Origin of the sequence: Mesorhizobium sp. LjNodule214, from assembly GCF_964252735.1 — a bacterium.
GTDB lineage: Bacteria > Pseudomonadota > Alphaproteobacteria > Rhizobiales > Rhizobiaceae > Mesorhizobium.
The window spans coordinates 37,485-50,126 of record NZ_CAXUPE020000007.1; the positions used below are offsets into that span (position 1 = coordinate 37,485).

A 12,642-nucleotide genomic window follows, 5' to 3' on the forward strand; every position below is an offset into this window, starting at 1 on the left:
TCTGGGCAGTTCAATGCGGGGAGGGCGGGGCGCGTGGTGAGCAGCCGGCACGGTAAGGCATGGCCTGCCCGTTTCCGCCGGCCGCCAGAGGAGGAGACCCGCCGCCATGAAGTTCTTTCACGCACTGCTTGCGTTTGCCGTTGCTGCTGTGCTCGCTGCCAGCCCGGCTCGGGCCGTCGACCTCTCCATCGTCTCGGGCGACACCGGCAACGGCCTGAAAGTGCTTCGCGGGATCCTCGACCAGTACGAGAAGAAAAGCGGCAACAAGGTCACCATCATTCCGATGCCGACCTCGACCACGGACCAGTTCGGCCAATACAGGCTCTGGCTCGCCGCCCACAACAGCGACATCGACGTCTATCAGACCGACGTCATCTGGGCGCCGCAACTGGCCAGCCAGCTCGTCGACCTGACCGCTGCGACCAAGGATGTCGTTGCGGCCCATTTCCCGTCGATAATCCAGTCGCAGACCGTCAACGGCAAGCTGGTGGCGCTGCCGATATTCACCGACGCGCCGGCGCTCTACTACCGCAAGGACCTGCTCGATAAGTATGGCGCCAAGCTGCCGGGAAGCTGGAGCGAGCTTGCCGCCACCGCCAAGCTGGTCATGGACAAGGAACGGGAGGCCGGCCACAAGGACATTTGGGGTTTCGTCTTCCAGGGCAACGCGTATGAGGGGCTGACCTGCGACGCGCTCGAATGGGTGATGTCGAACGGCGGCGGGCAGATCATCGAGCCGGACGGCACGGTCTCGATCAACAATCCGAAGGCGGCCGCCGCCCTCGACATGGCCAAGGGCTGGGTGGGCACCATCGCGCCTCCGGGCGTTCTCGCCTACCAGGAGGAAGAGTCGCGCGGCGTCTGGCAGACCGGCAACGCGGTCTTCATGCGCAACTGGCCCTACGCCTATTCGCTGGGCGAGAGCGAAGGCTCGCCCATCAAGGGCAAGTTCGACGTGACCACGCTGCCGCCCGGGTCGGGCGAGGGCGCCCGCTCTGCGGCGACGCTCGGCGGCTGGAACCTCGCCGTCTCCAAATATTCGAAGAACCCTGATGCAGCGATCGAGCTGGTCAAATGGGTCGCCTCACCTGAAATGCAGAAGTACCGCGCGCTGAAGGCGTCCTATCTGCCGACCATCCAGGCGCTCTACGACGATGCCGACATCGCCAGGGAGCAGCCGGTCATCCCGCGCTGGAAGGACGTCTTCCTCAACGCCGTGCCGCGTCCCTCGAATGAGGCCAAGGTCAGGTACAACGAAGTGTCCAACGCGTTCTGGACCGCCGTGCACAAGACGCTCTCCGGCGAAGGCACGGCCGCCGACAACCTCGCCGATCTCGAAGTAACGCTGACGAAGCTCAAGGGCGCCGCCTGGTGATGCAGGCACGCTCGCGGCTGATGCGCCAGCGCGTGCGCTCGGCGTGGCTGTTCCTTGCGCCGATGCTCGTCGTGCTCGCCGCTGTCGCCGGCTGGCCGCTTCTGCGCACCATCTATTTCAGCTTCACCGACACCTCGCTGACCGACCTCGAGGCCGGCCGTTGGATTGGCTTTGCCAATTATTTCTCGGTGCTCAGCATGCCGAGCGGCCGGGTGCTTTACGACGGCCTGCTCGTCGATCCTGCCTGGTGGCGCGCCGTCTGGAACACGGTGCGCTTCGCCCTGATCTCGGTGACCTGCGAGACCGTCTTCGGCATGATCGTCGCACTGGTGCTCAATGCCGAATTCCCGGGCCGCGGCTTCGTGCGCGCGGCGGTCCTCATCCCCTGGGCGATCCCGACGATCGTCTCGGCGAAGATGTGGCAGTGGATGCTCAACGACCAGTTCGGCATCATCAACGACGTGCTGCTCAACCTCAGCCTGATCAGCACCAAGATCGCCTGGACCGCCAGCGCCGATACGGCGATGGTCGCCGTCCTCATCGTCGATATCTGGAAGACGACGCCGTTCATGGCGCTTCTCATCCTCGCCGCGCTGCAGATGCTGCCGCGCGAGATCTACGAGGTCGCCCGGATCGATGGCGTGAGCCCCTGGCGGGTGTTCTGGAAGGTGACCTTGCCGCTCATCCGGCCGGCGCTGATGGTGGCGGTGATCTTCCGCGGCCTCGACGCGCTGCGCATCTTCGACCTGATCTATGTGCTGACGCCGAACAATGCGCACACCAAATCGATGTCGGTGTTTGCCCGCGAGAACCTGTTCGAGTTCGACAAATTCGCCTACGGCTCCGCCGCCTCGTCGCTGCTCTTCCTCATCCTCGCCTTGCTGACCATGCTCGTGCTGTGGCTCGGCCGGGTCAGGCTCGACAGGGACTATTGATGATGTGGCCATTGATCATGCGGATCGTCAGCCGCGCCGCCTTCTACCTGCTCGTCGCGGTCATCGTCATTGTCGCGGTGTTCCCGTTCTACTACGCCGTCGTCACCAGCCTGAAATCGGGGACGGCGCTGTTCGAGGTCGACTATTGGCCGAAGATGATCAGCGCCGCCAATTACCGGACCGTCCTCACCGACGGGACCTTCCCGCGCAATCTCCTGAATTCGCTGGTCGTCTCCGGCGCTGTCGTCGTCATCTCGCTGTTCCTCGGTGTCACCGCCGCCTACGCGCTGGCGCGCATCCGCTTCCGCGGCCGTTCGCTTCTCCTGTTCGCCATCCTCTCCGTCTCCATGTTCCCGCCAGTGGCGCTGCTTGCCGGCCTGTTCGAACTGATCCGCACGCTTGGCCTCTACAACTCGCCCTTGGCGCTGGTCTTTTCCTACATGATCTTCACTTTGCCGTTCACCGTCTGGGTGCTCACCGCCTTCGTTCGCGACCTGCCGCTCGAGATCGAGGAGGCGGCGATCCTCGACGGTGCGACGCCCTGGATCATCATCACCCGCGTTTTCCTGCCGCTGATGTGGCCGGCGCTGGTCACCACCGGGCTGCTCGCTTTCATCGGCGCCTGGAACGAATTCCTCTTCGCCCTCACCTTCACCTCCAGCAACGAACAGCGGACCGTGCCGGTGGCGATTGCATTGCTGTCCGGGAGTTCGCAGTTCGAGATCCCCTGGGGCAACATCATGGCCGCTTCGGTGATCGTCACCGTGCCGCTTGTCGTCCTCGTGCTGATCTTCCAGCGCAAGATCATCTCCGGCCTCACCGCGGGTGGGGTGAAGGGGTGAGGTGGACGAGCCATCGCGCCACCTTCCAGGATTGAAGAACAGGAAGAAAGGTGAATGGATCTCACCGCACCAATAGACGTCACCCTCGTTCGCCGCCTTATTGCGGCGCAGTTCCCGAACTGGGCGGACCTGCCGGTGGAACCGGTCGAGCCGGGCGGCTGGGACAACCGCACCTTCCGTCTCGGCGACGACAAATCGGTGCGCCTGCCGAGCGCCGCGTCCTATGTCGCGCAGGTCGAGAAGGAGCAGCGCTGGCTGCCCCGGCTCGCGCCGCATTTACCACTGCCGATCCCTGTGCCGCTGGCCAAGGGTGCGCCGGGGCAGGGCTATCCCTGGCCCTGGTCGGTCTATGGCTGGCTGCGCGGCAGGCCGGCCGCGAATGGCGGGATTGCCGATCCCACCCAGTTCGCCCGCTCGCTGGCCGATTTGCTCCTCGCCCTCTACCGCATCGATGCCACTGGCGGCCCGCCGGCGGGACAACACAATTTCCATCGCGGCGGCCGGCTTGCGGTCTACGATGCCGAGACCCGTACAGCACTGTCGGCGCTGACTGGGCGCATCGACACGGATACCGCGCAAGAGGTTTGGGCAAGCGCGCTTGGCTCCGGGTGGCAGCGCCCGCCGGTCTGGGTCCACGGCGACGTCGCTTCAGGCAATCTGCTCGTCGAGGACGGAAAACTCTGCGGCGTCATTGATTTCGGCAGCTCGGCCGTCGGCGATCCTGCTTGCGACCTGGCGATCGCCTGGATCGAGTTTTCCGGGGAGAGCCGGCAGGCCTTCCGCGATGCGCTTGCCCTCGACGCGGAAACCTGGGCGCGCGGCCGCGGCTGGGCCCTGTGGAAGGCCCTGATCACAGCTTCCGGCCATGACGGCAACCAGCGCGAGGCGGCGAAATCCTGGGCCGTCATCGACGAAGTGCTGGCCGACCATCGGCGGGTTGATCGTCGATAGGCCGGTACGGTGTCGTCACCTCAGGATGAGAACTTTCGCGGCGATCAGGCTTGCGCGCCATACCACATGCGCCGGAGCAGGCGATCGCGGCGAATGAGCTGGTGGTAGAGGGCCGCGCCGGCATGGAACACCAGCAGCGCCACAAGCACAAAGGCGCCTAAGCCATGCGGCGCGCGCGGCGGATAGTCGGTGAAGTTCGGCAACGTCGCGCTGCTCTGGCCGAAGATCACCGGGGCAGCACCACTCAGGACCATCATGCCGATGCCGCTGGCGGCCATGCCGAGAATGATGATGTAGAAAGCGACATGCACAAAGCGTGCGATGCGTTCCTGCCAGGCTGGCGATCCCCCGACGGGAAGCGGTCGCAGGTCGAAGCGCCACCACCAGACAATGCGGAATGCCGTCAGCAGCAAGACCACGATCGCCACGGGAATGTGGAAACGAAGGAGGTCGGCCTTCACAGCTGCATCCATCGCATTGGCGGCCCGGAAGCCGGAGCCGAGCAGGGCCAGGATCAGGATGGCGCTCAGCCAGTGAATGGACACCGCTACCGTGCCGTATGCGGTCAGCTCTGCTCTTCCGCATCCATGTCTCCTTCGAGTTTCCGGCGCAGCGCCGTGATCACGGCGTGCATGGTGTTGAGATCCTTGACCACGAGCCCGTCGGCGAGCCTGTTCACCCAGGGAGCCTGCAAGCGCATGGCGGCGTCGAAGGCCTGTCTTCCCTCGTCGGTCAGAACGACGAGTTGCGCCCGCTGGTGATGCGGGTTGGCCGCGAATGCGACGAGCCCTTCCTTGTGCAGGTCGTTGACGATCCGCTGCACGTTCTGGCGGTTGGCGCCGAGGTCGCGCGCCAGCCAGGCGACCGGCTGCGGCCGCTCGGCGATGACGATGGCGCCGAGGACCTGCCAGCGGGCGCTGGTCAGGCCAAGGCCGGCGACCAGCCTGTCTCCGGCGGCGAGCATTCGGCTGTTGAGCCTGAACAGGTCGAGAACGAGATCGTTCAAGGCGTCACCGGCCGGGGTTCGAAGGGGTTCGCTCATTTGTCATCCTATATCGTGTTTGACATCATAGTGTCAAGTTGGTATGTATGCATCATAACAGAGTGACACCATAACACCAATTAGATGGAGCCTTATCATGACTAACATGCGTCCAATGGATCCTGCCTTCCCCATCGACCGTCAGGTCGCGATCGACGCCAGCGCCGTCGTGCTGGTCAACCTTTTCACGCTCGACAAGGCCGACGAGCAGACCTTCCTCCAGGTCTGGCAGGATGATGCTGCCTTCATGAAGCAGCAGCCGGGCTTCATCTCGACCCAGCTTCACCGTGCGATCGGCGAGAGCCCCACCTATCTGAACTGTGCCGTGTGGGAATCGACCGCCGCCTTCCGCGCCGCCTTCACGCATCCGCAGTTCAGAGCCAAGATCTCCGCCTATCCGTCCTCGGCGGTCGCGTCCCCGCATCTGTTCCAGAAGGTCGCGGTGCCGGGCATCTGCGTGGCCTAGCAAGAACGGACGAGTTGCTGCGGTACCGGTTTCCCCGCCCGTCTGTCATCCAGTTGTCATATGGTCGCGCTAGGCATCCGTAAATCCGGATTTATGGATGCAATGGATGGACAAGGAAGCAGCTCTTCGCGCATTGGCAGCGCTTGGCCAGGACACGCGCCTCGAAGTCTTCCGGCTGCTGGTGCGCGCCGGGGCAGGCGGCTTGCCGGCCGGCGACATCGCTTCGCGGCTCGACATCGTCCAGAACACCATGTCGGCGCATCTGAAGGTGCTCGACCATGCCGGGCTGGTCAGTGCCGAGCGTGAGGGCCGCACCATCCGCTATATCGCCGACATGACCGGCTTTCGCGACCTGCTCGCCTACCTGATGGAGGATTGCTGCAACGGCGCGCCGGAGCTCTGCCGGCCCATCATCCAGGCTGTGACCTGCAAATGCTAGACCATGATCCCGAACCGAAGGACCGCGTAAGCGAAAAGTGGGAACCGGTTTTCGGAAAGGCTCGTGGTCGGACAAGAAGATAGGGAGGAATTGATGAGCGATCAGATCTACAACGTCTTGTTTCTCTGCACCGGCAATTCGGCGCGCTCGATCCTCGCCGAAGCGATCCTCAACCGGGTCGGCGCCGGCAGGTTCAAGGCCTATTCCGCCGGGTCGCATCCCAAGGGCGAGGTCCATCCGTTCACGCTGCAGCTCTTGAAGACGCTCAACCACGACACCTCCTTTGCCCGTTCGAAGGACTGGCAAGAATTTGCGGTACCCGGTGCGCCAGAGATGAATTTCGTCTTCACCGTCTGCGATAACGCCGCCAATGAATCCTGTCCGGTCTGGCCGGGCCAGCCGATGACCGCGCATTGGGGCGTGCCCGACCCGGCCGAAGTCGAGGGCACCGATGCGGAAAGGCATCTGGCCTTCGCCGAAGCCTACCGCATGCTCAACAACCGTATCTCGATCTTCGTCAGCCTGCCGATGAGCACCGTCGACAAATTGGCCTTGCAGAAGCGGCTGGATGAGATCGGCCGTGATCTCCCAAGGGCCGGCTGAGCATGATCTTTGATCTTCCGCGCCGTCTCGTCGCCGAAGCCCTCGGCACCGCGATGCTGGTCGCCGCCGTCATCGGTTCGGGCATCATGGCTGACCGGCTCACCGACGATGTGGCGCTGGCCCTGCTTGGCAACACCATCCCGACCGGCGCCATTCTGGTGGTGCTGATCACCATTCTCGGGCCGGTCTCCGGCGCCCATTTCAACCCGGCGGTGACGCTGGTGTTTGGGTTGAGGCGGGAAATCGAGACCAGGGCGGCGTTGGCCTATGTCCTGGCCCAGATCGCGGGCGGCATTGCAGGCACGCTGATCGCGCACGCCATGTTCGGCCTGCCTCTGGTCGAACTGTCCGCCACGGTGCGAAGCGGCGCGGGGCAGTGGATCGCCGAACTGGTCGCAAGTTTCGGCCTGGTCTTCACCATCCTCGCCGGCCTGCGCGCCCGTCCGGAGTCGATCCCGTGGCTGGTCGGTCTCTACATCACCGCAGCCTACTGGTTCACCGCTTCGACCTCCTTCGCCAATCCGGCGGTCGCCATCGCGCGCGCCTTCTCCAACACTTTTGCCGGCATCAGGCCGCTCGATGTCCCGGCCTTCATCGTCGCCGAGCTTGTCGGCGCGCTGCTGGCAATGGCGCTCGCCGGCTGGCTGCTTGCCAAACCAAAACCCTTGCCAGAGATGAGACCCGCAGAATGACCATTACCATCTACCACAACCCCGATTGCGGCACCTCGCGAAATACCTTGGCGATCATCAGGCAGTCCGGCGAGGAGCCGGAAGTGATCGAATATCTGAAGAACCCGCCGTCGCGTGAAAAGCTCATCGAACTGATCGCCGCCATGGGAATGACACCGCGCCAGCTGCTGCGCGAGAAGGGCACGCCCTATGCCGAACTCGATCTCGGCAATCCCAAATGGAGCGACGACGAGATCCTCGATTTCATGCTGGCGCATCCGATCCTGATCAACCGGCCGATCGTCGTCACACCGCTCGGCACCCTGCTTGGGCGGCCGTCGGAAGCCGTTCTCGACATTCTGCCAAACCCAGATATCGGCCCCTTCACCAAGGAAGACGGCGAAGTGGTGATCGGCGCCGACGGCAAGCGGGTTGTCTGAGAGCTTATTTCGAGTTTTTTCGAAATTAAGTTGACGACTGGCTGAGTCTGGGCGTACGGATATTTCCATGAAACTCGAACAAGCAGCAAAACAGCTGGAAGCGCTGGGCAACCCGACGCGGTTGAAACTCTACCGCATCCTGGTGCGGGCCGGCGAGGCGGGCAGGCCGGTCGGCACTCTGCAGGAAAGTCTGGGCATCGCCGCCTCGACGCTGTCACATCATTTGCACCGGCTCATCCTGACCGGTCTGGTTACGCAGGAGCGGCAGGCGACGACGCTGATCTGCCGCGCCAACTATCCAATCATGCGGGATCTGATCGGCTTCCTCGCCGACGAATGTTGCGCCGATGCCGCCAGAAATCCCGCCGCGGGAGAAGCCGCGGCATAATTTTTTGCCTTATATTTCGATAATCCCGGAATTATAGAAGGTGGCGAAATGAACAAGCATAGCGATCTCCCGGTAGCAGTCATCGGTGCCGGTCCTGTCGGCCTGGCGGCAGCCGTCCATCTGCTTCGCCAGGGCCTGCCAGTGAAGCTGTACGAGGCCGGCGGCGACGTTGCCACCAACCTTCGCGATTGGGGCCATGTCAGGATTTTTACGCCCTGGCGCTTTTGTGTCGATCGGGCGGCGAGGGAACTGCTGGAAGAGCATGGCTGGAACATGCCCGATCCCGAGGCGTTTCCCACCGCCAACGAGCTTGTCGATCTCTATCTCGATCCGCTCGCCAAACTCCCGCAGATGGCGCCGGTGATCGAAACCGGCGCACGAATTGTCGGCATCTCGCGCTGGGGCGCCGACAAAGTGCGGAGCAGGGGGCGCGAGACGCGGCCCTTCATGCTGGTGGTCGAAACCGCCAAGGGCACCAGGCGTGACGGTGCCCGCGCCGTCATCGATGCTTCGGGCACATGGCAGTCACCGAACCCGCTCGGTGCCGGCGGCCTCGCGGCCGAGGGCGAGATGGAATTCGCCGATCGCATCGCTTACGGCATTCCCGATATTCTCGGTCGCGACCGCAGCGTTTACGCCGGCCGCACCACGCTGGTCGCTGGTTCCGGCCATTCGGCGGCCAATGCCCTGCTCGATCTTGCCAGGCTGGCGGATGCCGAACCTGGGACGGCGTCCATCTGGACGGCTCGCGGCACCGACCTGGTGCGCATCTATGGCGGCGGCGATGCCGACCAGTTGCCGGCGCGTGGCGAGCTTGGCGCTGATGCGCGCGAACTTGCCGAAAGCGGCCGCGTCACGCTGGTCACTGGTTTTGCCACGGTGGCCATTCGCGACGAGAACGGTCGCCTGATCGTCGAGGGCGAGACAGAAGACGGCTTGCAGCGGATCGGCCCGGTCGATCGCATCATCGCCGCCACCGGGCAACGGCCCGACCTCACGCTGACAAGGGAGCTTCGGCTCGATCTCGATCCGTGGCTGGAAAGCGTCAAGGCCTTGGGGCCGCTCATCGATCCCAACGAGCATTCCTGCGGCGACGTGCCTCCGCACGGACACCGCGAACTCAGCCATCCCGAGGCAGGTTTCTACACGGTCGGCATCAAGAGCTATGGCCGGGCGCCGACTTTCCTGCTGCTGACCGGCTACGAACAGGTCCGCTCGGTCGCGGCCGCATTGGCGGGCGACATCGCGTCCGCCGATACGGTGCGACTGGTCCTGCCCGAGACCGGCGTCTGCGTGGTGCCGGGTTCTCTGCAGGTGTCGAAAATCGATGCGGCGTCAACGGGCTGCTGCGGTGGCCCGGCGCCACAAGAGGCGGATGCGTGCTGCGTCGCCGATGTCGAGGCGAAGGCCGCCGGCAAGAGTGGCTGCGGCTGCGGCGTCGCCGCATGAGCATTCCGTCGGGCATGCGCAGCCGCGGCACGATCATCACCGCGCTCGGGCTGACGCAGATCATGGCGTGGGGCTCTTCCTACTACCTGCCGGCGGTCATTGCGCCGAAGGTGGCCGCAGAGACCGGTTGGTCGCTGGCCTGGGTGGTTGGCGGCCTGTCACTCGGGCTTCTGGTCGCCGGCTTGATCTCGCCGCGTGTCGGCTCCTCGATCGAGCGTCATGGCGGCCGCAATGTGCTCGCTTTCAGCGCCGTCTGCATCGGCGCCGGCCAGATCGGCCTGGCGGCGGCACCTTCGCTTGCCGCCTTTATCGCCGCCTGGCTGGTGATCGGGCTCGGCATGGGGGCAGGGCTCTACGACGCGGCCTTCGCGACGCTTGGTCGCTTGTATGGCCACAGCGCGCGTTCCGCCATCACGACGCTGACCCTGTTCGGCGGCTTCGCCAGCACCGTCTGCTGGCCGATTTCCGCCTTCCTGATGGCAGAGATCGGCTGGCGCGGCGCCTGCCTTGCCTATGCCGCGGTACAGCTCCTCATCGCTCTGCCGCTTTATCTCACGCTGCTTCCACGTCGGGCGCCGCAACGCAGCGCCGTATCCGATATGGATCGAAACGCCTCAGCCGCTCCGGCAGGCAATCCATCCTTCCCGGTCGTGGCTTTGCTCGCCACCACCATCACGCTTGCAGCGGTGATTTCCTCGACGCTCTCGGTTCACCTGTTGTCGATTTTGCAAGCCGGCGGCCTGGCGCTTGCCGTCGCCGTCGGGCTCGGAGCCTTGGTCGGCCCGTTCCAAGTGACGGCGCGCGCCATCGAGATGATGATCGCGCGCTACCATCATCCGATCTGGACCAAGCTTGCCTCGGCGAGTTTTGTCGCCATCGGCGTCTTGGCGCTGTGGACCGGCATGCCGGCCGTGCCAGTGGCGCTCGGCTTCTACGGCGCCGGCATTGGCCTTGAATCGATCGCGCGCGGCACCTTGCCGCTCGCTTTGTTCGGTCCGTCGGGCTACGCGAAATTGATGGGCCGCCTCGCCATGCCGAGTCTGATCGCCCAGGCGGCCGCGCCGTCGATGGGCGCGGTGCTGATGCAATGGACGGGCGCGCAAGGTACGCTTGCCGTACTTGGCGCCTTTGCCCTGTTCAATGTCGTGCTGGCATGCGGCCTGCGCTGGTTATTGGGCCGCAACAGGGGCATTCTGCTGCAACTGGGGTAGCCAACACTGCCGGCAGTCCCGCGCCGCTACAGCCGCGCCTTGATGCGTTTTAGCTTCCGGCTGACGCGGTCGCCATATTTAACGTCCGATTTGCCGCGGGCGCTTCTGAATTCGTACCACTCGCCGTTCGGAGACCTGCGCTGGTAGATCACCTTGCCGGCCTGGCGGTGCTCGAAGCAGGTCATCGAGCCCTTCGCCCCCCAGGACCCATGCCATTTCGCCCGGAAGCAGAGCTTGCCGCTGCCGGGGAGGAACCACATGCCATCGCCAAAGCTCGGCTTGCCGCCTTCCGTCGACCAGGCGTTGAACTGCCGCTGCTTCACGGCAAAGAACGCAGCGCCGTGATTGCCCCACAGCCACGAATGGTTCTGATAGATCTGGTAGACGCCCGCGTCGGGAACGACGGCGGCCTTTTGCGCCTTTTCGGCGATTTTCGTCGCCGGTTTGGCTACCGCCGGGACCTGGAAGGCAAGAACAGGAACGGAGCAGGCCAGCGCCGCTCCGAGGCAATTTACCAGTATTCGTTTCACGGAACTACTCCACACGCTGATTTACGACACGCCTCGACCGTCATCCCGAACCGTAGTGCGGGATCGATCACGTTTAAACAAAAAGATGGAGATCCATCCCGATCGCATCGGGATGGATCAGCATGATAGGTCTAGGGCAGGACGTGCTGGGTCACCCTCCAGTCGGGCAGACCATAGCCACCCAGCCACGGCCACACTTCCTTCTGGTTGAAGTAGACGACCGAAGTCAGCGCCGGGAACTCCGCATAGGACTTGCGGGAGTCTTCCTGCCACTTCGTGACGTAGTCCTGCTTGCCGACATAGCCGAGTTCCGCCACCACGATCGGCTTGTTGAAACCCGCGACGCGGTCGTAGCCGGGCTTCAGTGATTCGGCGAAGGTGCGGTCGCGACCGGCCTCGTCATTGTCCTTCTTCTGCAGGCCGAACACCGACAGGCCGACCACGTCGACATAGTTGTCGCCCGGATAGTATTTCTCCAGGCCTTCCACGCCCTTGGGCGACCACATGTATTTTGCCGCGGGCGCGACCTTGCGGCAGACATCGACTTCGCGCTGGTAAGCGGCGATCCAGTCCTTCGGCGTCCAATTGGCCCAGGTGAAGCGGCCGTTCGTGTCTTCCATTTCCTGCGCCCAGCGAATGGTCACCGGACTCTTCATCTGTCCCACCAGGCTGCAGATCGCATGCATGTTGGCGTCATACTTGCCGCTCAATATGCCGTCGCGCAGTTGCGGCGGGGTGATGCGCCAGTCCTTCGACCAGGTCCACGGCTCGATGGTGATCAGGAGCGAACGGCCGCGCTGCAGCGCATAGGCGTCGGCCAGCGGAAGGGTTGCCAGATCGACGTCCTCCCAAGGCAGGAACAACTCCTCGATGCTGGCGCTCTTGTCGGCGCTGAAGTCGCCATAGGGGTCATAGGAGCCGAAAGACGACGCAGCACTACTCGTCTTCATCGGGTCCGTCCCGGCGCCCGCGGCCTCCGGTGAGCCCGCGGCCACCGGGAAGGCAAGGCTTCCCCCAAGGATGAGTGCTGACACAAATGCAGTTGCTGTGGAGTATTTCATACCCAACCTCCTAGCTTCAACGTCCAGCGGACCTTGAAGCTTCGCCACATCGTATCGACAGCATCGATACGACAAACCCAATCCATCGGGCCTATCGGCGTGATCTGTGGGATTTCAGAGCGACTGTGGACCGGTGTGCCATGCGCAAGCGCCGTCCATCAAAATGAACTCTCTAGGTGCCCGGTACAATGGATGCCCCCGAAGAGAAAGTTCGCCGCGATACTCACAAATTCGCGCCA

General features: G+C 63.9%; 16 protein-coding genes. 12 read left to right on the forward strand and 4 right to left on the reverse strand.

The window, feature by feature from the left end:
- The first annotated feature begins 106 nt into the window (after positions 1-106).
- The 4 genes from ACSQ3Z_RS36075 to ACSQ3Z_RS36090 are packed head-to-tail and all read left to right on the forward strand — an operon-like array spanning position 107 to position 4,103.
- Complete coding sequence (locus tag ACSQ3Z_RS36075; RefSeq protein WP_436175827.1) at positions 107-1,375, forward strand: ABC transporter substrate-binding protein; 1,269 nt, start codon at positions 107-109, stop codon at positions 1,373-1,375.
- Positions 1,375-2,310 (forward strand): carbohydrate ABC transporter permease, encoded by a 936-nt coding sequence (locus ACSQ3Z_RS36080; RefSeq protein ID WP_436175898.1) that lies wholly within the window; start codon positions 1,375-1,377, stop codon positions 2,308-2,310. The genes ACSQ3Z_RS36075 and ACSQ3Z_RS36080 overlap by 1 nt, the downstream gene beginning before the upstream one ends.
- 14 nt (positions 2,311-2,324) lie before the next feature.
- Positions 2,325-3,152 (forward strand): carbohydrate ABC transporter permease, encoded by an 828-nt coding sequence (locus ACSQ3Z_RS36085; RefSeq protein WP_436175899.1) that lies wholly within the window; start codon positions 2,325-2,327, stop codon positions 3,150-3,152.
- Between the two features lie 54 nt (positions 3,153-3,206).
- Positions 3,207-4,103, forward strand: coding sequence for an aminoglycoside phosphotransferase family protein (locus ACSQ3Z_RS36090; protein WP_436175828.1), 897 nt, complete (start codon positions 3,207-3,209; stop codon positions 4,101-4,103).
- Positions 4,104-4,147: 44 nt separating this feature from the next.
- Here the strand turns inward: ACSQ3Z_RS36090 and ACSQ3Z_RS36095 are convergent, their stop codons facing one another.
- Both ACSQ3Z_RS36095 and ACSQ3Z_RS36100 read right to left on the reverse strand, forming a co-directional pair.
- Positions 4,148-4,648, reverse strand: a complete 501-nt coding sequence (locus tag ACSQ3Z_RS36095; protein ID WP_436175829.1) for a cytochrome b — start codon at positions 4,646-4,648, stop codon at positions 4,148-4,150.
- 20 nt (positions 4,649-4,668) lie between these two features.
- On the reverse strand, positions 4,669-5,145 hold the full coding sequence (locus tag ACSQ3Z_RS36100) for a MarR family winged helix-turn-helix transcriptional regulator (protein WP_436175830.1): 477 nt from the start codon (positions 5,143-5,145) through the stop codon (positions 4,669-4,671).
- A gap of 97 nt (positions 5,146-5,242) precedes the next feature.
- Here ACSQ3Z_RS36100 and ACSQ3Z_RS36105 point away from each other — a divergent pair, with 97 nt between their 5' ends.
- The 8 genes from ACSQ3Z_RS36105 to ACSQ3Z_RS36140 all read left to right on the forward strand — a co-directional run bounded on the left by ACSQ3Z_RS36105 (position 5,243) and on the right by ACSQ3Z_RS36140 (position 10,812).
- Positions 5,243-5,611, forward strand: coding sequence for an antibiotic biosynthesis monooxygenase family protein (locus ACSQ3Z_RS36105; RefSeq protein ID WP_436175831.1), 369 nt, complete (start codon positions 5,243-5,245; stop codon positions 5,609-5,611).
- Positions 5,612-5,717: 106 nt separating this feature from the next.
- Positions 5,718-6,050: an ArsR/SmtB family transcription factor gene (locus ACSQ3Z_RS36110; RefSeq protein WP_436175832.1), complete on the forward strand. Its 333-nt coding sequence runs from the start codon at positions 5,718-5,720 to the stop codon at positions 6,048-6,050.
- A 93-nt stretch (positions 6,051-6,143) separates the two neighbouring features.
- Positions 6,144-6,653, forward strand: a complete 510-nt coding sequence (locus tag ACSQ3Z_RS36115) for an arsenate reductase ArsC (RefSeq protein WP_436175833.1) — start codon at positions 6,144-6,146, stop codon at positions 6,651-6,653.
- Between the two features lie 2 nt (positions 6,654-6,655).
- On the forward strand, positions 6,656-7,345 hold the full coding sequence (locus ACSQ3Z_RS36120; protein WP_436175834.1) for an aquaporin: 690 nt from the start codon (positions 6,656-6,658) through the stop codon (positions 7,343-7,345).
- The gene (arsC, locus tag ACSQ3Z_RS36125) at positions 7,342-7,764 is read left to right on the forward strand and encodes an arsenate reductase (glutaredoxin) (RefSeq protein WP_436175835.1); all 423 of its coding nucleotides are present in this window, start codon (positions 7,342-7,344) and stop codon (positions 7,762-7,764) included. The genes ACSQ3Z_RS36120 and arsC overlap by 4 nt, the downstream gene beginning before the upstream one ends.
- A 67-nt stretch (positions 7,765-7,831) precedes the next feature.
- Positions 7,832-8,152, forward strand: a complete 321-nt coding sequence (locus tag ACSQ3Z_RS36130) for an ArsR/SmtB family transcription factor (RefSeq protein WP_436175836.1) — start codon at positions 7,832-7,834, stop codon at positions 8,150-8,152.
- Positions 8,153-8,200: 48 nt separating this feature from the next.
- Positions 8,201-9,601, forward strand: a complete 1,401-nt coding sequence (locus tag ACSQ3Z_RS36135) for an NAD(P)-binding protein (protein WP_436175837.1) — start codon at positions 8,201-8,203, stop codon at positions 9,599-9,601.
- Positions 9,598-10,812 (forward strand): MFS transporter, encoded by a 1,215-nt coding sequence (locus tag ACSQ3Z_RS36140; protein WP_436175838.1) that lies wholly within the window; start codon positions 9,598-9,600, stop codon positions 10,810-10,812. The genes ACSQ3Z_RS36135 and ACSQ3Z_RS36140 overlap by 4 nt, the downstream gene beginning before the upstream one ends.
- 26 nt (positions 10,813-10,838) lie before the next feature.
- Here the strand turns inward: ACSQ3Z_RS36140 and ACSQ3Z_RS36145 are convergent, their stop codons facing one another.
- Positions 10,839-11,342 carry a DUF995 domain-containing protein gene (locus ACSQ3Z_RS36145; protein WP_436175839.1) on the reverse strand — a complete coding sequence of 168 codons (504 nt, stop codon included), beginning with the start codon at positions 11,340-11,342 and terminating at the stop codon, positions 10,839-10,841.
- Between the two features lie 131 nt (positions 11,343-11,473).
- A complete protein-coding gene (locus tag ACSQ3Z_RS36150) occupies positions 11,474-12,403 on the reverse strand; it encodes a glycoside hydrolase family 26 protein (RefSeq protein ID WP_436175840.1) in 930 nt (309 codons plus the stop codon).
- Positions 12,404-12,642: the final 239 nt, after the last annotated feature.

Coding starts and splice junctions, on each gene's coding strand:
- ACSQ3Z_RS36075 (WP_436175827.1), top strand. CDS start 107: ATGAAGTTCTTTCACGCACTGCTTGCGTTTGCCGTTGCTGCTGTGCTC.
- ACSQ3Z_RS36080 (WP_436175898.1), top strand. CDS start 1,375: ATGCAGGCACGCTCGCGGCTGATGCGCCAGCGCGTGCGCTCGGCGTGG.
- ACSQ3Z_RS36090 (WP_436175828.1), top strand. CDS start 3,207: ATGGATCTCACCGCACCAATAGACGTCACCCTCGTTCGCCGCCTTATT.
- ACSQ3Z_RS36100 (WP_436175830.1), bottom strand. CDS start 5,145: ATGAGCGAACCCCTTCGAACCCCGGCCGGTGACGCCTTGAACGATCTC.
- ACSQ3Z_RS36105 (WP_436175831.1), top strand. CDS start 5,243: ATGACTAACATGCGTCCAATGGATCCTGCCTTCCCCATCGACCGTCAG.
- ACSQ3Z_RS36110 (WP_436175832.1), top strand. CDS start 5,718: ATGGACAAGGAAGCAGCTCTTCGCGCATTGGCAGCGCTTGGCCAGGAC.
- ACSQ3Z_RS36115 (WP_436175833.1), top strand. CDS start 6,144: ATGAGCGATCAGATCTACAACGTCTTGTTTCTCTGCACCGGCAATTCG.
- ACSQ3Z_RS36120 (WP_436175834.1), top strand. CDS start 6,656: ATGATCTTTGATCTTCCGCGCCGTCTCGTCGCCGAAGCCCTCGGCACC.
- arsC (WP_436175835.1), top strand. CDS start 7,342: ATGACCATTACCATCTACCACAACCCCGATTGCGGCACCTCGCGAAAT.
- ACSQ3Z_RS36130 (WP_436175836.1), top strand. CDS start 7,832: ATGAAACTCGAACAAGCAGCAAAACAGCTGGAAGCGCTGGGCAACCCG.
- ACSQ3Z_RS36135 (WP_436175837.1), top strand. CDS start 8,201: ATGAACAAGCATAGCGATCTCCCGGTAGCAGTCATCGGTGCCGGTCCT.
- ACSQ3Z_RS36140 (WP_436175838.1), top strand. CDS start 9,598: ATGAGCATTCCGTCGGGCATGCGCAGCCGCGGCACGATCATCACCGCG.
- ACSQ3Z_RS36150 (WP_436175840.1), bottom strand. CDS start 12,403: ATGAAATACTCCACAGCAACTGCATTTGTGTCAGCACTCATCCTTGGG.